We start from the raw sequence: 17,998 nt of genomic DNA on the forward strand, positions 1-17,998 counted from the left end.
GAAACAGGTACGCCCGGGACGGCGTACCGTGATAGGTGCACGCAATTCGGCTGGCTCACCGTGTGCGGGACGGACGCACACGGGGGCGAGCAGCTTTCCACACGTCTGAGGAGACAGTGCTGTGACCGGGATCAAGACGACCGGCGAGAAGAAGCTGATGCTCTTCTCCGGCCGCGCCCACCCCGAGCTGGCCGAGGAGGTCGCGCACCAGCTGGGAGTCGGCCTCGTGCCGACCAAGGCTTTCGACTTCGCGAACGGTGAGATCTACGTCCGCTTCCAGGAGTCGGCTCGCGGCGCGGACTGCTTCCTGATCCAGAGCCACACGGCTCCGATCAACAAGTGGATCATGGAGCAGCTGATCATGATCGACGCGCTGAAGCGCGCGTCGGCACGCTCCATCACCGTGATCATCCCCTCCTACGGCTACGCCCGTCAGGACAAGAAGCACAAGGGCCGCGAGCCCATCTCGGCCCGCCTGGTCGCGGACCTGCTGAAGACCGCGGGCGCCGACCGCATCCTCACGGTCGACCTGCACACCGACCAGATCCAGGGCTTCTTCGACGGCCCGGTCGACCACCTGTCCGCCCTCAACGTCCTCGCGGACTACGTGGGCGCCAAGGTGGACCGCACCAAGCTGACGATCGTCTCCCCGGACGCCGGCCGCGTGCGCGTGGCCGACCGCTGGTGCGACCGCCTGGACGCGCCGCTGGCCATCGTGCACAAGCGCCGCGACAAGGACGTCGCCAACCAGGTGACCGTCCACGAGGTCGTCGGTGAGGTCAAGGGCCGCGTCTGCGTCCTGGTCGACGACATGATCGACACCGGCGGCACCATCTGCGCCGCGGCCGACGCGCTCTTCGCGCACGGCGCCGAGGACGTCATCGTGACGGCCACCCACGGCATCCTGTCGGGCCCGGCCGCCGACCGCCTGAAGAACTCCAAGGTCAGCGAGTTCGTCTTCACGAACACCCTCCCGGACCCCTCGGACCTGGAGCTCGACAAGATCACGGTGCTCTCCATCGCCCCGATGATCGCCCGCGCGGTGCGCGAGGTCTTCGAGGACGGCTCGGTCACCAGCCTCTTCGAAGAGCAGCAGTAACACCGGGCAGAGATCCTTTTGGGCGCGGCCTCCCGCGCCGGGTACACTCCTTGAGTTGCTCGGCGAGGGAGGCCGTACCCGTATTCCGGGACGGACGCTCCGTTATCGACGCGCTCTTCGTAGCAGGCCGTTCCGGCCGGGTGACCCAGTTCCGTTCTTCCGTCACCCCACGAGGAGTGAGCATGTCCGAGGTCAAGCTTTCCGCCCAGCTCCGCGACACCTTCGGCAAGGGCTCCGCCCGCCAGGCCCGTCGCGACGCCCTGGTCCCCGGTGTCATCTACGGCCACGGCCAGGCCCCGAAGCACGTCAACGTCGAGGGCCACGGCCTGCAGCTGGCGCTCCGCACCCCGAACGTCCTGATCTCCCTGGACATCGCGGGCGACGGCACCGAGCTGGTCATCCCGAAGGCCGTGCAGAAGCACCCGCTGAAGCGCTCCATCTCCCACGTCGACTTCCTGATCGTCAAGAAGGGCGAGAAGGTCACCGTCGACGTCGCGATCGTCACCGAGGGCGACCTGGCCGCCGGCGGCAACATGCTGGAGACCCTCCAGAACACCATCTCCGTCGAGGCCGAGGCCACCCACATCCCGACCGAGGTCACCGTCTCGATCGCGGGCCTCGAGGCCGGCGCCACCATCCACGCCAAGGACCTGGTCCTCCCGGCCGGCACCACCCTGGCCGTCGACGGCGACATCGCCGTCCTGCAGGTCGTCGCCCCGCAGGCCGAGGAGCCGGCCGCCGAGGCGGCCGAGGGCACCGAGGCCTGAGCCTCGCCCCACCCCCTCAGCAGTTGCTGACCGACCGCCGTCCGGCTCCACTGGAGCGGGACGGCGGTCGTCTTCGTTCCAGGCACTTAAGGAGCTTTTGATGTCGGACGACGCGGCGCCCTGGCTGATCGTCGGTCTCGGGAACCCCGGACCGGAGTACGCCGGCAACCGCCACAACATCGGCTTCATGGTGGCCGACCTGCTGGCCGAGCGGATCGGCGGCAGGTTCAAGGCGCACAAGGCCCGCGCCCAGGTCGTCGAGGGCCGCATCGGCCCGCCGGGGCCCGCGAACCGCCGGATCGTGCTCGCCAAGCCGATGTCGTTCATGAACCTGTCGGGCGGCCCCATCACGGCCCTGCGCGACTTCTACAAGGTGCCGCTGGAGAAGATCGTCGCGGTCCACGACGAGCTGGACATCGACTACCCGACGCTGCGCCTGAAGCTCGGCGGCGGGGACAACGGGCACAACGGCCTGAAGTCGATGACGAAGGCGATGGGCCCGGACTACCACCGCGTGCGCTGCGGCATCGGCCGCCCGCCCGGCCGCATGCAGGTCGCGGACTTCGTCCTGAAGGACTTCTCCTCGACCGAGCGCAAGGAGCTGGACTGGTTCGTGGACCGGTCCGCCGACGCCGTGGAGTGCCTGGTCCAGGAAGGCCTGGAGCGGGCGCAGTCGACGTACAACTCCTGACCCGCGCACGAGGAAGCCCCCGCCGTCGGCGGGGGCTTCCGTGCGTGCGGGGCGGGGCCGGGTCAGCCGGTGTTGCGCAGACCGGCCGCCACGCCGTTGACGGTGAGCAGCAGCGCGCGGGCCAGCAGCGGGTCCGCCGCCTCGCCACGGGCGGCCGCGGCACGCTGACGGGCCAGCAGGGACACCTGGAGGTAGGAGATCGGGTCCAGGTAGGCGTCGCGGACGGCGAAGGTCTGCTGGAGCACCGGCTGGGAGTCCAGCAGCCGCTGCCCGCCGGTGATCCGCAGGACCTCGCGGACGGTCAGCTCGTGCTCGGCCTCGATCCGGGCGAACACGTGCTTGAGGTCGTCCGGGACGAGCGTGTCGACGTAGTGGCGGGCGATCCGCAGGTCCGTCTTGGCCAGCGTCATCTCGACGTTGGAGAGGAAGTTGCGGAAGAAGTGCCAGCGCTCGCCCATCTCGGTGAGGGCCGCGTCCTGGCCCGACTCGCGCAGGGCCTTCAGGCCGGAGCCGACGCCGTACCAGCCGGGGACGATCTGACGGGACTGGGTCCACCCGAACACCCACGGGATGGCCCGCAGCCCGTCCAGGCCCGCTCCCGAGTCGGGTCGGCGGGAGGGGCGGGAGCCCAGGTGCAGGTCGGCGAGCTGGTCGACCGGGGTGGCCGCGAAGAAGTACGCGGGCAGGTCCGGGTCCTCGACGAGCTCCCGGTACGCGGCGTGCGCGGCGTCCGAGACGATGTCCATGGCCGCGTCCCAGCGGGCCAGGGCGTCGTCGGACTGGCGGGGCGCGGTGTGCAGGGCGGAGGCCTGGAGGGTGGCCGCGACGGTCAGTTCCAGGTTCTCGCGGGCCAGCGAGGGGACGAGGTACTTGTCGGAGATGACCTCGCCCTGCTCGGTGACCTTGATCTCGCCCTCCAGGGTGCCCCAGGGCTGGGCGAGGATCGCGTCGTGCGAGGGGCCGCCGCCGCGGCCGACGGTGCCGCCGCGGCCGTGGAAGAGGCGCAGGCGCACCCCGTAGCGGTGCGCGACGTCGCGCAGCCGGCGCTGGGCGCGGTGGATCTCCCACTGGGAGGTGGTGATGCCGCCGAACTTGGAGGAGTCGGAGTAGCCGAGCATGACCTCCTGGACGTCGCCGCGCAGCGAGACGAGACGGCGGTAGGAGGGGTCGGCCAGCATCTCGTCGAGGATGACGTCGGCGGCGCGCAGCTCGTCGGTGGTCTCCAGGAGCGGCACGATGCCGATCTTGGCCCAGCCGGCGTGCAGGTCGATGAGTCCGGCCTCGCGGGCGAGGACCGCGGCGGCGAAGACGTCGTCGGCGCCCTGGCACATCGAGATGATGTACGACTCGATGACCTCGGGGCCGAACTTCTCGAAGGCGTCCTTGACGGCGCCGAAGACACCGAGGGTCTTGGCTCCGGCGGCGTCGAGCGGGGCCGGGGTGGGCGCCAGCGGGCGGCGCGAGCGCAGCTCCTTGGCGAGGAGCTTCTGCCGGTACTCGCGCGGCATGTCGGCGTAGCGCCAGGACTCCTCGCCGAGGCGGTCGAAGAGCTGGCCGAGCGCATGGTGGTGCGCGTCCGCGTGCTCGCGCACGTCCATGGTGGCGAGCTGGAGGCCGAAGGCGGCCAGGGTGCGGATGGTGCGGTCCATGCGGCCGTCGGCGAAGAGCGCGCCGCGGTGTTCGCGCAGGGAGGTCTGGATGAGGGTGAGGTCGGTGAGCAGCTCGGCGGTGCCGAGGTAGTCGCGGCCCTCCTCGTGGGGGATGCCCCTGGCGAGGCGCTCGCGGGTGTTGAGGAGCTTCTGCCGGACGCAGGTGGCCTTGAGGCGGTACGGCTCCTCGGCGTTCAGCCGCTTGTAGCGGGGGCTGATCTCCGGGAGGCGCTCCAGGTCGGCCTGGAGGGAGGTCAGGAGCTCCTCGGTGGCGCCGGTGTAGCGGATGGAGTTCGACAGCAGGCCGCGCAGGAAGTCGACCAGTTCGAGGGCATCGGTGATGCCGTGCTCGTGCTGGAGGATCAGCACGTCGCGGGTGACCTCGGGGGTGACGTTCGGGTTGCCGTCGCGGTCGCCGCCGATCCAGGAGCCGAAGGTGAGCGGGCGGGTGCCGGCGGGCAGCTCGACGCCGACGCGCTGGAGCTCGGCGGCGAGGTCCTCCAGGACGTCGCCGACGGCGCCGGCGTGCAGCTCGTCGAGGTAGTAGATGGCGTTGCGGGCCTCGTCGGCGGGCTCGGGGCGCACGACGCGCAGTTCGTCCGTCTGCCAGACGAGGTCGATGTTCTCGGCGAGCCGCAGGTCGTGGCGGCGGCGCTCGCCGGCGCCGGAGACGGGCTCCTCCAGCAGGGCGGCGATGCGGCGCAGCTTGTTCAGGACGCTGCGGCGGGCGGCCTCGGTGGGGTGCGCGGTGAAGACGGGCCGGACGTTGAGGTTGCGGACCGTCTCGCGCAGGTGCTCGGGGTCGGCGTCCTTGAGCATGTCGGCGGTGCGCGCGAGGAGACCGCCTTCGGCGGCGCGGTGGGCGCGCAGCTCCTTGCCGCGGTGCACCTGCTCGGTGACGTTGGCGAGGTGGAAGTAGGTGGAGAAGGCGCGCACGAGCTTGGCGGCGGTCTCCAGGTCGGTCTCGCCGAGCAGCTCCGCAGCGGCTTCGCCGTCGGTGCGCGTCAGGGCGCGTACTTGTTCGACGAGGTCGAGGAGGTCCTGGCCCTCCTGGCGTACGAGGGTCTCCCCCAGGAGGTCGCCGAGGCGGCGGATGTCCGCGCGCAGCTCGGCGTTCGCGGTCTCCGCGGAGGTGCGGGTGGCGGGGGCCTGGGCGGCCTGGTCAGCACTGCTCACAGGTGCGGCTCCTTGCAGTGTTCGAGCGCTACTGGGCTGTGGGCTCCCGGGGGGCGCGTGGTGGCGGTGCCTACCGATGCACCGGTGCGCAGCCCGGGCTGCCCGTGCGGACCGCGCTGTCCGACGACACCAGGATAGGTGGCGCGTACTTGTGCCCCGGCAGCGCCGCCACTGCGCCGTCGCCGCGGCGCGGCGCCCGGGGTCCGGGGCGGGCCCGTGTGGTGTGCTCCCTTGCCGTGCCGGGGACCTTTGCCATACTTACGATCCCGTAGGTTACGGGTCCGTAGGGTCCGTTCCGGCGAGCCTGCCGACTTCTCACCCCCCAGGGGAACCCCCATGACGATCGGTCCCGATCTGGTCGAGGACGCGCCCGCGTCCTCCACTCCTTCCACTGACGCGGTGTCCGCGACGCGCGGCGGTGAGCAGAAGCGGTCGGTGGAGCAGATCGCGCTGCTGCTGTTCATCACCGTGCCCTTCCTGGCCCTGCTGGCGGCGGTGCCGCTGGCCTGGGGCCGGGGGGTGAGCCGGCTGGACCTCGGCCTGATGGTGTTCATGTACTTCCTGACCTGCCACGGCATCACCATCGGCTTCCACCGCTACTTCACGCACGGCTCCTTCAAGGCGAAGCGGCCGTTGCGGATCGCGCTGGCGGTCATGGGGTCGATGGCGGTCGAGGGGCCGCTGGTGCGCTGGGTGGCGGACCACCGCAAGCACCACCGCTACTCCGACCACGAGGGCGACCCGCATTCGCCGTGGCGGTTCGGCGAGACGGTGCCGGCGCTGATGAAGGGCCTGTGGTGGGCGCACATCGGCTGGCTCTTCGACGAGGAGCAGACCGACCAGCAGAAGTACGCCCCGGACCTGATCAGGGATCCGGCGATCCGGCGGATCTCGCGTGACTTCGTGCTGTGGACGGTGGTGTCGCTGGCGATCCCGCCGCTGGTGGGCGGTCTGGTGACGATGTCCTGGTGGGGTGCGTTCACGGCCTTCCTCTGGGGCTCGCTGGTGCGCGTGGCGCTGCTGCACCACGTGACGTGGTCGATCAACTCGATCTGTCACGCGATGGGCAAGCGGCCGTTCCGGTCCCGGGACCGCAGCGGCAACGTGTGGTGGCTCGCGGTGCTGTCCTGCGGGGAGTCGTGGCACAACCTGCACCACGCCGACCCGACCTCGGCCCGGCACGGTGTCCTGCGCGGCCAGGTCGATTCCAGCGCGCGGCTGATCCGCTGGTTCGAGCGGCTGGGCTGGGCCTCGGACGTGCGCTGGCCTTCGGGCGGGCGCATCGACGCCCGGCGCAAGGAAAAGACGACGAACGCGGCATGATGGGGGACGTGGCGATCGACGGCAGCAGTTCCAGCAACGACAAGCCCAGGCGAGGTCGCCGGGTCCGGATGACGGGCGCCGAACGGCGTCAGCAACTGCTGGACATCGGCCGCACCCTCTTCGCGGAGAAGGGTTTCGAGGGCACCTCGGTGGAGGAGATCGCGGCGAAGGCCGGGGTGTCCAAGCCGGTGGTCTACGAGCACTTCGGCGGCAAGGAGGGCCTCTACGCGGTGGTGGTGGACCGCGAGATGCGCCAGCTGCTGGACGGGGTGACGGGTGCGCTGACGGCCGGGCACCCGCGGGAGCTGCTGGAGCAGGCGGCGTTCGCCCTGCTCGACTACATCGAGAACTACACGGACGGCTTCCGGATCCTGGTGCGGGATTCCCCCGTGGCGCAGTCGACGGGCACGTTCGCCTCGCTGATCAGTGACATCGCCACGCAGGTGGAGGACATCCTGGGGCTGGAGTTCAAGGCCCGGGGCTTCGATCCGAAGCTGGCCCCGCTCTACGCGCAGGCGCTGGTCGGGATGGTCGCGCTGACGGGGCAGTGGTGGCTGGAGACGCGGCGGCCGAAGAAGGCCGAGGTGGCGGCGCACCTGGTGAACCTGGCCTGGCACGGGCTGGAGAACCTGGAGGCCAGGCCCCGCCTGGTGGGCCACCGCAAGAGCTGAGCGCGGGGCCGGACGGACACGACGGCGCCCCGCCGCCGGGTTTCCCGGTGGCGGGGCGCCGTTTGCCTCCCCTCACGTGTGCGCGGGGTCCGGCTCCAGGAACTCCAGACGGTTGCCGACCGGGTCCTCGGAGTAGAAGCGGCGGTGTCCCGGGAGGCCGTCGTCCCAGACGACCAGGGCCCCGCGCTCGCGCAGCCCGTGTGCGTAGGCCTCGATGCCGGTCACCCGCAGTCCGGGGTGGGCCTTGCGGGCGGGCCGGAAGTCCTCTTCGACCCCGAGGTGCAGCCGGACCGTTCCGGCGGCGAACCAGCAGCCCCCGCGCGCGGCGAGGACGGGCGGTTTGGGGACCTCCTCCATGCCCAGGACGTCCCGGTAGTAGGCGCGCAGCGCGTCCTCGGAGCCGGGGGGCGCGGCCAGCTGTACGTGGTCGACGGCGCTCAGCACGGTCAGGCCTCCCTGCGGGCGACGGCGAAGATGCGGCGGAACGGGAAGACGGTGCCGCCGGGGCCGGACGGGTAGGCCTCGCGCAGTGCCTCCCGGTACTCGGCCAGGAAGCGGTCGACGGCCGGCCGGTCGTCGCCGAGGGCGGTGAGCACCGGCCGCAGCGCGGTGCCCTTGACCCAGTCGAGTACCGGGTCGGGTCCCTGGAGCAACTGGTGGTAGGTGGTCTCCCACACGTCGGCGTCGCAGCCGAGCCCGGTGAGGCGGTCGAGGTACTCGCCGGGTTCGAGGATGCGGACGTGGCGCGCGCCGAGTCCGCCGAGCCGGTCCCGCCACTGCGCGGTGTCGCACAGTTCGGCGAGCAGCCGGTGGCTGGGGGCGGTGAAGTTCCCGGGGACCTGGAAGGCGAAGGTGCCGCCGGGCCGCAGGCCGTCGATCCAGCGCGCGAAGGAGCCGGGGTGGCCGGGCACCCACTGCAGGGCCGCGTTGGAGACGATCAGGTCGTACGTCTCCTCGGGCACCCAGCCGGTCAGGTCGCCGTGGCGGAAGTCGAGGCTGCCGCCGCCGGGGGTGGGTCCGGCGTACTCCTGTTCGGCGCGGCGCAGCATCTCCGGGGAGAGGTCGTAGCCCGTGATGCGGGCGTCGGGCCAGCGGCCGGTGAGCAGCGCGGTGACGTTGCCGGCGCCGCAGCCGAGGTCGGCGATGCGGGCGGGGGCGGTGGGGAGCTCGGCGACGCGGGCGAGCAGGTCGAGGAAGGGCCGGGCGCGGTGGCCCGCGTGCCGCAGGTACTGCCGGGGGTCCCAGGTGGGTGTCGGCGGCGCGGCGTCCGCGGATGCGGCGTGACGCGCGTCCGGTGCGGTGTCGGAATGCATGTTCGAGCCTCCCTGCTGGTGGGCGGTCGGAGTCGGAAGCCGTTCCGGCCCCCTCCATGCCCTCATGGTCGGCCCCATGTATCTCGATGTCAAGATTCTCGATTTGAAGAGACTTCACGTCGACAGACCCCTTACACTGATCGGCATGGAGGACGAGGTCGACCGACTGGTCGCGGCATGGCGGCGAGAGCGCCCTGACCTCGACGTGGAACCGCTTGAGGTGCTCAGCCGCGTCAGCCGGCTCGCGCGCCACCTCGACCGCGCCCGCAGGCTGGCCTTCTCCGAGCACGGCCTGGAGCCGTGGGAGTTCGACGTACTGACCTCGCTGCGGCGCGCGGGCGCGCCCTACCAGCTCTCCCCCGGCCAGCTGCTGACGCAGACTCTGGTCACCTCGGGCACCATGACCAACCGCATCGACCGGCTCGCGAAGAAGGGCCTGGTCGAACGGCTGCCCGACCCCAGCGACCGGCGCGGGGTCCTGGTCCGGCTGACGCCCGAGGGGCGCGACCGCGCCGACCAGTCGCTCGCCGGGCTGCTGGCCCAGGAACGCGCGATCCTGGCCCAGCTCTCCACGGCCCAGCGCGGCGATCTCGCCGGGCTGCTACGCCAGCTGACCGCTCCGTTCGACAACATCCCCGGATAGTTCGGCCGGGCGCACCCCGGCCCGCCGCGCCAGCGCGACGGCGGCCAGGGTGGAGTGCACGCCGAGCTTGCCCAGCACGTTCTGCATGTGGGTGCGGACGGTGTGCGGGGAGAGGAACAGACGGGCGGCCACGTCCTTGCGGCCCAGCCCCGCCACCATGCAGCGCAGCACCTCGTGCTCGCGCGGGGTGAGGGACTCCACGAGCCGTTCGCTGTCGCTGCGGTGCTTGCGCGCCGCGGTCAGCTCCCGCAGCACGCCGGTGAGCAGCGCCGGCGGCAGGTGGGTCTCCTCGCGCAGCACCCCGCGGACGACGGCCAGCAGCCGCGAGAGGGAGCAGTCCTTGGCCACCCATCCGGAGGCCCCCGCCTGGAGGGCGAGCGCCGCCCGGCGCGGATCGTCGCGTTCGGCGAGGACCACGGTGCGCACCCCGGGGTGGGCCACGCGCACCCCCGCGACCAGGGCGATCCCGTCGGAGACGGGCGGTGGCGGCGCGGAACCGGCCTCCCGCTGGGCGGGCACCGCGGCGCCGGCGGCGCCGAGGTCGGCGTCGACGAGCAGCACGTCGAAGCGGCGCCCCTCGGCCGCCGCGCGTTCGAGGCAGCGCGAGGCGGCGGGACCGCTGCCGGCCGCGGACACGTCCACGTCCGGCTCGGCCGCGAGCGCGGCTGCCAGAGACTCGGCGAAGATGCGGTGGTCGTCGACCACCAGAACCCGGATACGGACCACAAAACCCCCAAGGGTCGGGGAACGGACGACTACGGGTACGACGCCCGGACCGGGTGGCCCACTGCCGCCGCGGCCGCCGCCGCGACATCTGTGCACTACCCCGGACCGGACGCCGTACCCGGCGCGTCTCGACCCCTGAATCAACACCGGCCCCCACCGGTGTCACGCATCAGCGTAGAGCGGGTCCTGTCTCGTGGTTGGCCGAATAGCAGAAGTTTTCCCAGGGATTTTCCGGTGGGAGGGTCCTCAACGGGTCCACCGATGGCTTGAATTCACCTGTCCGCAAGGTCCTGGGGCGGAATTCCGACCGGGGTGTGCCACGGGCAGTTGCACGGGGGGCATTTCACCCGGGGTACGCGCGCCTCGCGCCCGCGCGCGGCGCCCGCACGGCGCGTCCGCACGGCACACGCACGCCCCCGCCCGGGGCGTGGGCGGGGGCGTGGGCGGGCACGGGCACGGTGGCTCCGGGCGGGATGGGCGCGGGATGCGCCGTACGGGTCAGGAACGCGCGGCGCGGGCGAAGTTCCAGGCGTCCGTCACGATGCGGGTGAGGTCCGAGCGGGTCGGAACCCAGCCCAGGCGCTCCTGCGCGGTGCGCGCGGAGGCGACCAGTACCGCCGGGTCGCCGGCCCGGCGCGGCCCGACCGTCTCGGGGATGTCCCGTCCGGTGACCTTGCGGACCGTCTCGATCACCTCGCGGACGGAGAACCCGCTGCCGTTGCCGAGGTTGCAGACCAGGTGCTCGCCCTCCGCCGCGACGCGCAGCGCCGAGAGGTGGGCCTCCGCCAGGTCGGCCACGTGGATGTAGTCGCGCACGCAGGTGCCGTCCGGGGTGGGGTAGTCCTCGCCGAACACCGCGATGGACTCGCGCTCCCCCAGGGCCACCTGGAGGATCAGCGGGATCAGGTGCGTCTCCGGGTCGTGGCGCTCGCCGAACTCCCCGTAGGCGCCCGCCACGTTGAAGTAGCGCAGCGAGACGGCGGCGAGGCCGTGCGCCGCGCACTCCCCCGCGATCATGTGGTCGACGGCCAGCTTCGAGGCACCGTACGGGTTGGTCGGGGCGGTCGCGGAGGTCTCCGTCAGCAGCCCGTCCACGGGCTCCCCGTAAGTGGCCGCCGTGGAGGAGAAGATCAGGCGGCGCACGCCCGCCTCGCGCATCGCGGTCAGCAGGGCGAGGGTGCCGCCGACGTTGTTGTCCCAGTACTTGCCGGGGTTGACCACGGACTCGCCGACCTGCGAGGACGCCGCGAAGTGCAGCACCGCGTCGTAGGAGGCGTCCAGGTGCTCCGCGGCGTCCTGGATACGGGCGTTGACCAGGGTCGCGCCCGCGGGGACCCCGTGGCCGAAGCCGGTGGAGAGGTCGTCGAGGACGGTGACCTCGTGGCCGGCCTCCAGGAGATGGGCGGCCACGACGCTGCCGACGTATCCCGCACCACCGGTGACCAGGTACTTGCTCACTCGCACTCCAAACCTCTCGCGGACGCGCACGGGCGCGCGTGCACTGAGTCTGACTTACCGGATTCCACGCTGCCGGGGAAATCGCCGTTCCGCCCGGCTCACCGCACGGACGGGCCCTCCACCACGGACTCCGAGGCGGGGAACACCGCCCGGTCCAGCAGCCCGGTACGGGCCGCCAGCGCGGCGGCCTCCAGCCGGGAGCCGACGCCCAGCTTCATCAGCACCCGCTGCACGTGCGTACGGGCGGTGCTGGGCGCGATGGCCATCCCGGCGGCGATCAGCCGGGTGTCCTCGCCCTCCGCGACCCGCACCAGCACCTCCACCTCCCGGGGCGTGAGCAGCCGCAGCAGCCGGCTGCCCTCGTCGTCGGGCTGGGCGGCGGGGTTGAGCAGCTCGGCGAAGGCCCCCTGGAGCAGCTGCGGGGAGACCGCGACCTCCCCGGCCCGCGCCTTGGCCAGGGCCCGCTCCACGCCCTCGATGCGCTCGTCCTGGCGTACGTAGCCGGAGGCGCCGGAGGCGAACGCCGCGGCGATCCCCCGTGGGTTCGGCACCGGCCCGAGGACCACGACGGCGATCTGCGGACGCTCCCGCTTGATCCGCACGACGGGCTCGAAGACCCCGGGCTCGGCGGGGGTGGCGGTGCCGAACAGGCACACCTCCGGGGCGCGGCCGATGACCAGTTCGGCGGCACCCGCCGTCGGCGCGGCCGCCGCGAGCACCCGGTGCCCGCGCAGTTTCAGGGCCGAGGCGAGCGCCTCGGCCAGCAGCCGGTGCTCGTCGACCACCATGACCCGTACGCCCATCAAGGCTCCCACCCCAGATCCTTCTGACCCGGCAAGCTACACGCTTGTTCGACGGAGCGTGCCGGTTACCGCGAGAAGCCCCCGGAAGGATTGACCTTCCGGGGGCTTCGGCACGGCTCGCGGCGTCCGGGCGGGGTCGCGTCGGGTCGCCTGGGGCCGCCTCGGGTCGCGTCAGTTCGCGATGAACGAGGCGAAGAGGTACTCCGGGTCGCCCTTGTCGGAGTAGGGCTTGCGCGCCATGGTGCGGGAGATGAAGAGGTGACCGTTGTGGTAGCGGTACTCCGAGTAGTCCATCGAGAAGCTCGTCTCGACGCGCTGGCTCGTCTTCTCCGCCGGGTTCTGCATCAGGAGGGTCTCCTTCATCGTCTTGCCGTCGATGCTGACGACCTGGCCGCCCCCGTCGTACGGCGGGACCTTGTAGGCGATGATGTTCGGACCGTCCATGCGCAGCGGGTACATGGTGTACCGCTCGCCCGCGTCGGCCCGGTCGGCCGTGGGCTTGCCGGTCTCCAGGTCGAAGGAGAGGATCTCGTTGGTGCGGCCGACGGAGGCCGCGCCCTGGTGCTCGTACGAGGGCATGTACACCTTGCCGTTGCCGACGACCATGTTCGAGCACTGCTCGACCTCGGTGGCGGGGCACTTGGGCGCGTAGTTGCCGCCCGACAGCGCGATGTGGGACTTCAGCTGGCCGGCGTCGTCGACGACGAACAGGTCGCTGACGTTGGTGGCGTTCTTGGCGGTGTTGCCCACGTTGGCCGCGACGATGAGCGGCTTCGTGGAGATGATGCCCGCCCACTCGATGCCGGGCGAGAGCTTGTACGAGGACTTCGGCGCGCCCGTGACGGGGTCGAGGGACTGCGCGAGCAGGGTCTGGTTCGGGATCCGGCCGCACTTGCGCAGCACGGCGAGGGCCTCGCCGCCCGCGTAGCCGAGGTCGTAGCAGCCCTCGCCGTCGGTCTTCGGGGCCCAGAGGGACTTGCCGTCGGCGAGGTTCCAGGCGGCGCCGCCGCTGAGACCGCCCGCGGCGACGGTCTGGCCGCTGAGGGTGACCTCGGTGAAGGCCACGGGCTTGTCGCCGCCGGTGGCGGACTTGGCGGTGGCCGACCACACGAGCTTGCCGGTGTTCAGGTCGATGACGCCGACCTGGGTGCACTGGGGGTACTTGTTGGAGTCGCTGGCCTGGGCCTCCTGGAAGAGGATGGCCGTCTTGTTGTCGCTGATGTGCTTGGTCGCGCCGCAGACGTTGGCGGGGAGCGGGAGTTCCCACTTCTTGCCGCCGTCGACGAGGTTGTAGCCGACCACCTTCGCGATGTCCGACTTGACGTAGGTGCTGTCGGTCAGCCAGGAACCGTCGACGGAGACCACGTCGGCCGGAGCCGGGCTCACCACGTTGGCCAGCGGCTTCGACTTGGGGTTGGCCGGGGGCTTCTCCGTGCCGCCCGCGGCCGCCGGGGGCTTGTCGCCGTCGGTGGCACCGCCGGTGCCGTCGGCGGTCGGGTGGGTGCCGCCGCCCTTGTCGTCGTCGCCGGAGAGGTACCAGAAGCCGCCGCCGATGATGAGGACCACGGCCAGCAGGGCGGCGCCGATGATCATCAGCTGGCTGCGCTGCGTACCGCCGCCGCCGGTGGGCGGGGCGGACTGGGCCGGGGGCTGCACCAGGCCGGGCTGCTGCGGGTAGCCGTAGCCCGGCTGCTGCTGAGAGGACTGCGGGTAGCCGTAACCGGGCTGCGGCGGCTGCTGGGGCGGCGGGTAGCCGTAACCCGGCTGCTGGGGGTGCGGATAGCCGTAGCCCGGCTGCGGCGGGGCGCCGGCCGGCGGCTGGGCCGACGGCTGCGGGACGGTCGGCGGCTGGGCCGGCGGCTGGGCCGGCGGCTGCGGAACCGTCGGCGGCTGGGCCGGCGGGGGCGCCCCGAAGCCGCCGCTGGGCGGCTGGTGGGGCGGCGGCGGGGTGTTCGGGGTACTCATCTGGGGTGCTACTGCCTCTCGGTGGGCGGCTCGGTGGACTCGTTCACTTGCCGAAGACCATCAGGAGCTTCTCGTCCTTGCCCTCGCCGTTCAGCGTGGTCGTGGACAGGAAGAAGCGGCCGCCCTCGTAGGACCTTTGCGCGAAGAGGAACGAGTTCTCGATCTTCGCGGAGGGTCCCGAGGGCAGGCGCATGAGCACCTTGGGCTTGCCTTCGCCCGCCGCCATGGAGACGATCTCGCCGGGCTCGTCCAGGGGGCCGGTCCGGTAGACCGTGACCTGTCCGTTCGCGGCCTTGAGCGGCACGTAGAACTTCTTGTCCCCGGCCGCGGTGCGCCACTTGGCCTTGCCGCTGGCGAGGTCGAAGGCGACCATCTCGTTGTTGGTGGCATCCTCGGAGGCCGTGCTCAGGTACAGGGTGTCGCCGTCGACGGCGCGGTCGCCGCAGAACTGCAGGCCCTCGGTGCTGCTGCTGCCGCCGCAGTTGAGCGCGAAGTTGCCCGGGGCGGACATGCTGGCGCGCTTCTGGCCGTCGTTGCCGAGGGAGATGATGGCGCGCTGTTTGGTGTCCCGGTTCGAGGCGTCGATGACGGTCGGGTTGACCGAGTACACGGCGTTGACGTTGTAGCCCTTGGGCAGCCGGTAGGACCAGGTCTTCTTGCCGGTCAGCGGGTCCGCGTCCTGGACCTCGACGGTGTGGTCGTCGTCCTGGCAGTAGGCGATGCCGATCAGCTTGCCGTTGCCGGCGGCGTAGCTGGCCGGCTGGCAGCCCTCGGGGCCGGTGCCGGAGAAGAGCCTTTCGCCGGTGCTGAGCCGGTAGGCGGAGGTGCCGGCCATCCGGTTGACGACGAGGGTGTCCGCGGTGAAGGCGAGCGAGGCGTCGACCTCCCTGTCGAAGAGGCCTTCCTTCTGGACCTGCTTCGTCCAGACCTCCTTGCCCGCCTTGAGGTCGATCAGCTTCATCTGGTCGCAGGTCGCGCTGTCGCCCGCGCCGTCCTTGACGATGACGACCGTCTTGCCGTCGGGGGTCACCTGGCCGGTGAGTCCGCAGACCTCGGTGCGGACGTCGAGCTTCCACTTCTCTTTGCCGTCGGTCGCCGCATAGGCGACGAGGCTCTTGTCGACGGTCTTGACGACGGTGTCGCCGACCACCCACTGGCCCTTCGTCGGGATACCGGCGCCGGGGCCCTTCAGCGTGGAGGTCTTGAGCCACAGGACCTTGTCCTCGCCGGACTTGCGGCCCGCGTTGAGGTCGGTCCGGTCGGGGCCGCCGTTGCCGGAGCCGTCGCCCTCGTCCACGGTCGGGGAGCCCGAGGGCTTCGGGTCGGCGGGCGTGGAGCCCTGCGCGACCGGCTTCTTCGGGTCCGCGCCGTCGCCCCCGGCGAAGGCGAACCAGGCGCCCGTACCGAGGACGAGCACGCCCGCGACGGCCGCGGCGATCACGACGGCCGTCCGCCGTCCGCGGGCCGGGCCGCCGGGGACCGACGCGGCGGGATACGCGACGGTGGGCGCGCCGGGCGGCGGGAAACCGTAGCCGCCCTGCGGGACCGTGGGGGGCTGCGGGGACTGCGGCGGCTGCTGCTGCGGCTGCGACTGCGGGGATTGCTGCTGGGCGTACGGGTTCGCGCCCTGCGGCGGGTGTCCGTAACCCTGCTGGGGCGGGCCCGGCAGGTGGCCATAACCGGACGGTGTCGGCGGCTGGTTCGGCGGCTGGGGCGGCTCGGTCATCAGCGCATACCTTCGGCGTCAGGCGGTGGGAATCTGCGGGTCGGGGGTCACGGGGCGGAAAGAACCGACTCTTTCTATCACCCGTGGCCGACATGCGACGGGCCGGTTCGACCCCTGTTCCCAAGGTCGGACCAGCCCGTGACACCGCCGTTATCAGGCCGCTTGACGCCCCCGGGGGCGTCTTCTCAGGCCTCCTCGGCCAGTTCCAGCCAGCGCATCTCCAAGTCGTCCCGCTCGGAGATCAGTTCGCGCAGCTCCGCGTCGAGCTTGGCCACCTTGTCGTAGTCGGTGGAGTGCTCGGCGATCTGCGCGTGCAGGTTCGACTCGCGGTCCGACATCTTGTTGAGCTGGCGCTCGATCTTCTGGAGCTCCTTCTTCGCGGCGCGCGAGTCGCCCGAGGAGGAGGACTTGGCGGCGGCCGCCGGGACGGGCGCCGGAGCGGCCGCCTCGATCATCCGCTGCCGGCGCTCCAGGTACTCGTCGAGGCCGCGCGGCAGCATCCGCAGGCTCGCGTCGCCCAGCAGCGCCATCACCGTGTCGGTGGTGCGCTCGACGAAGAACCGGTCGTGGGAGATCACGATCATCGAGCCGGGCCAGCCGTCGAGGAGGTCCTCCAGCTGGGTCAGCGTCTCGATGTCGAGGTCGTTGGTGGGCTCGTCGAGGAAGAGGACGTTGGGTTCGTCCATCAGCAGCCGCAGGATCTGCAGCCGGCGCCGCTCACCACCGGAGAGGTCGCCGACGGGCGTCCACTGCTTCTCCTTGGTGAAGCCGAACTGCTCGCACAGCTGGCCCGCCGTCATCTCGCGGCCCTTGCCCAGGTCCACGCGGTCACGGACGCGCTGGACGGCCTCCAGGACGCGCAGCGACGGGTCGAGTTCGCCGACCTCCTGCGAGAGGTAGGCCAGCCTGACCGTCTTGCCGACGGTGATGCTGCCGGCCGCGGGCTGCACCTCGCCCTGCGTACGGGCGGCCTCGGCGAGGGCGCGCAGCAGGGAGGTCTTGCCGGCGCCGTTGACGCCGACGAGGCCGACGCGGTCGCCGGGGCCCAGGTGCCAGGTGAGGTGCTTGAGCAGGACCTTGGGGCCGGCCTGGACGGACACGTCCTCCAGGTCGAAGACGGTCTTGCCCAGGCGGGCGTTGGCGAAGCGCATCAGCTCGGAGGTGTCGCGCGGCGGCGGCACGTCGGCGATCAGCTCGTTGGCCGCCTCGATGCGGTAACGCGGCTTCGAGGTGCGCGCGGGGGCGCCGCGGCGCAGCCAGGCCAGCTCCTTGCGCATCAGGTTCTGCCGCTTCTGCTCCTCGGTGGCGGCGATGCGTTCGCGTTCGGCGCGGGCGAAGACGTAGTCGCTGTAGCCGCCCTCGTACTCGTGGACCTCACCGCGCTGCACGTCCCACATGCGGGTGCAGACCTGGTCGAGGAACCAGCGGTCGTGGGTGACGCACACGAGCGCGGAGCGGCGCTCCTGGAGGTGCTTGGCCAGCCAGGAGATGCCCTCGACGTCGAGGTGGTTGGTGGGCTCGTCGAGGACGAGGAGTTCCTGGTCGGCGATGAGCAGCTTGGCGAGCGCGATGCGGCGGCGCTCACCGCCGGAGAGGGGGCCGATGACGGTGTCGAGGCCCTGGCCGAAGCCCGGCAGGTCGAGCCCGCCGAAGAGCCCGGTCAGCACGTCGCGGATCTTGGCGTTGCCGGCCCACTCGTGGTCGGCCATGTCACGGATGATCTCGTGCCGGATCGTGGCGGCGGGGTCGAGGGAGTCGTGCTGGGTGAGCACGCCCATGCGCAGGCCGCTGTTCTGGGTGACCCGGCCCGTGTCGGGTTCCTCCAGCTTGGCGAGCATCCGGATGAGGGTGGTCTTGCCGTCGCCGTTGCGGCCCACGACACCGATCCGGTCCCCCTCGGACACGCCGAGGGAGATGCCGTCGAGCAGGGTACGGGTGCCGTACACCTTGCTGACTGCCTCGACATTGACCAGATTGACGGCCATCAG

At 71.7% G+C, this 17,998-nt stretch carries 15 protein-coding genes; 6 read left to right on the top strand and 9 right to left on the bottom strand.

The window, feature by feature from the left end:
• Positions 1 to 121 precede the first annotated feature (121 nt).
• From ACZ5D2_RS18060 to pth, 3 genes are all read left to right on the top strand, one after another.
• Complete coding sequence (locus ACZ5D2_RS18060) at positions 122 to 1,099, top strand: ribose-phosphate diphosphokinase (RefSeq protein WP_030231925.1); 978 nt, start codon at positions 122 to 124, stop codon at positions 1,097 to 1,099.
• 182 nt (positions 1,100 to 1,281) lie between these two features.
• Positions 1,282 to 1,866 carry a 50S ribosomal protein L25/general stress protein Ctc gene (locus tag ACZ5D2_RS18065; protein WP_280917463.1) on the top strand — a complete coding sequence of 195 codons (585 nt, stop codon included), beginning with the start codon at positions 1,282 to 1,284 and terminating at the stop codon, positions 1,864 to 1,866.
• A gap of 100 nt (positions 1,867 to 1,966) precedes the next feature.
• A complete protein-coding gene (pth, locus tag ACZ5D2_RS18070) occupies positions 1,967 to 2,557 on the top strand; it encodes an aminoacyl-tRNA hydrolase (protein WP_468930317.1) in 591 nt (196 codons plus the stop codon).
• A 62-nt stretch (positions 2,558 to 2,619) separates the two neighbouring features.
• Here the strand turns inward: pth and ppc are convergent, their stop codons facing one another.
• Positions 2,620 to 5,382: a phosphoenolpyruvate carboxylase gene (ppc, locus tag ACZ5D2_RS18075; RefSeq protein ID WP_468930320.1), complete on the bottom strand. Its 2,763-nt coding sequence runs from the start codon at positions 5,380 to 5,382 to the stop codon at positions 2,620 to 2,622.
• Between the two features lie 336 nt (positions 5,383 to 5,718).
• Between ppc and ACZ5D2_RS18080 the strand changes: the two genes are divergently transcribed.
• Positions 5,719 to 6,705 (top strand): acyl-CoA desaturase, encoded by a 987-nt coding sequence (locus ACZ5D2_RS18080; RefSeq protein WP_371678197.1) that lies wholly within the window; start codon positions 5,719 to 5,721, stop codon positions 6,703 to 6,705.
• Positions 6,702 to 7,376, top strand: a complete 675-nt coding sequence (locus tag ACZ5D2_RS18085) for a TetR/AcrR family transcriptional regulator (protein ID WP_285539054.1) — start codon at positions 6,702 to 6,704, stop codon at positions 7,374 to 7,376. The genes ACZ5D2_RS18080 and ACZ5D2_RS18085 overlap by 4 nt, the downstream gene beginning before the upstream one ends.
• Before the next feature lie 72 nt (positions 7,377 to 7,448).
• Here the strand turns inward: ACZ5D2_RS18085 and ACZ5D2_RS18090 are convergent, their stop codons facing one another.
• Positions 7,449 to 7,820: a VOC family protein gene (locus ACZ5D2_RS18090; RefSeq protein WP_371678196.1), complete on the bottom strand. Its 372-nt coding sequence runs from the start codon at positions 7,818 to 7,820 to the stop codon at positions 7,449 to 7,451.
• A 2-nt stretch (positions 7,821 to 7,822) separates the two neighbouring features.
• A complete protein-coding gene (locus ACZ5D2_RS18095; protein WP_468930325.1) occupies positions 7,823 to 8,689 on the bottom strand; it encodes a trans-aconitate 2-methyltransferase in 867 nt (288 codons plus the stop codon).
• A 145-nt stretch (positions 8,690 to 8,834) separates the two neighbouring features.
• Here ACZ5D2_RS18095 and ACZ5D2_RS18100 point away from each other — a divergent pair, with 145 nt between their 5' ends.
• Positions 8,835 to 9,332: a MarR family winged helix-turn-helix transcriptional regulator gene (locus tag ACZ5D2_RS18100; RefSeq protein WP_030231940.1), complete on the top strand. Its 498-nt coding sequence runs from the start codon at positions 8,835 to 8,837 to the stop codon at positions 9,330 to 9,332.
• On the opposite strand, the gene ACZ5D2_RS18105 is transcribed toward ACZ5D2_RS18100, so the two are convergent.
• The 6 genes from ACZ5D2_RS18105 to ACZ5D2_RS18130 form a co-directional block, all read right to left on the bottom strand.
• Complete coding sequence (locus ACZ5D2_RS18105) at positions 9,291 to 10,058, bottom strand: LuxR C-terminal-related transcriptional regulator (protein ID WP_371678194.1); 768 nt, start codon at positions 10,056 to 10,058, stop codon at positions 9,291 to 9,293. The genes ACZ5D2_RS18100 and ACZ5D2_RS18105 overlap by 42 nt on opposite strands.
• Before the next feature lie 498 nt (positions 10,059 to 10,556).
• Positions 10,557 to 11,516, bottom strand: a complete 960-nt coding sequence (galE, locus tag ACZ5D2_RS18110; protein ID WP_468930330.1) for a UDP-glucose 4-epimerase GalE — start codon at positions 11,514 to 11,516, stop codon at positions 10,557 to 10,559.
• Between the two features lie 98 nt (positions 11,517 to 11,614).
• Positions 11,615 to 12,319 carry a response regulator transcription factor gene (locus tag ACZ5D2_RS18115; protein WP_371681249.1) on the bottom strand — a complete coding sequence of 235 codons (705 nt, stop codon included), beginning with the start codon at positions 12,317 to 12,319 and terminating at the stop codon, positions 11,615 to 11,617.
• Positions 12,320 to 12,490: 171 nt separating this feature from the next.
• The gene (locus tag ACZ5D2_RS18120; protein WP_468930333.1) at positions 12,491 to 14,284 is read right to left on the bottom strand and encodes an outer membrane protein assembly factor BamB family protein; all 1,794 of its coding nucleotides are present in this window, start codon (positions 14,282 to 14,284) and stop codon (positions 12,491 to 12,493) included.
• A 43-nt stretch (positions 14,285 to 14,327) separates the two neighbouring features.
• Positions 14,328 to 16,010 carry an outer membrane protein assembly factor BamB family protein gene (locus ACZ5D2_RS18125; RefSeq protein ID WP_468930336.1) on the bottom strand — a complete coding sequence of 561 codons (1,683 nt, stop codon included), beginning with the start codon at positions 16,008 to 16,010 and terminating at the stop codon, positions 14,328 to 14,330.
• A gap of 185 nt (positions 16,011 to 16,195) precedes the next feature.
• Positions 16,196 to 17,995: an ABC-F family ATP-binding cassette domain-containing protein gene (locus ACZ5D2_RS18130; RefSeq protein WP_371678190.1), complete on the bottom strand. Its 1,800-nt coding sequence runs from the start codon at positions 17,993 to 17,995 to the stop codon at positions 16,196 to 16,198.
• Between the last annotated feature and the right edge of the window lie 3 nt (positions 17,996 to 17,998).

This window comes from Streptomyces sp. NPDC031479, assembly GCF_055581065.1.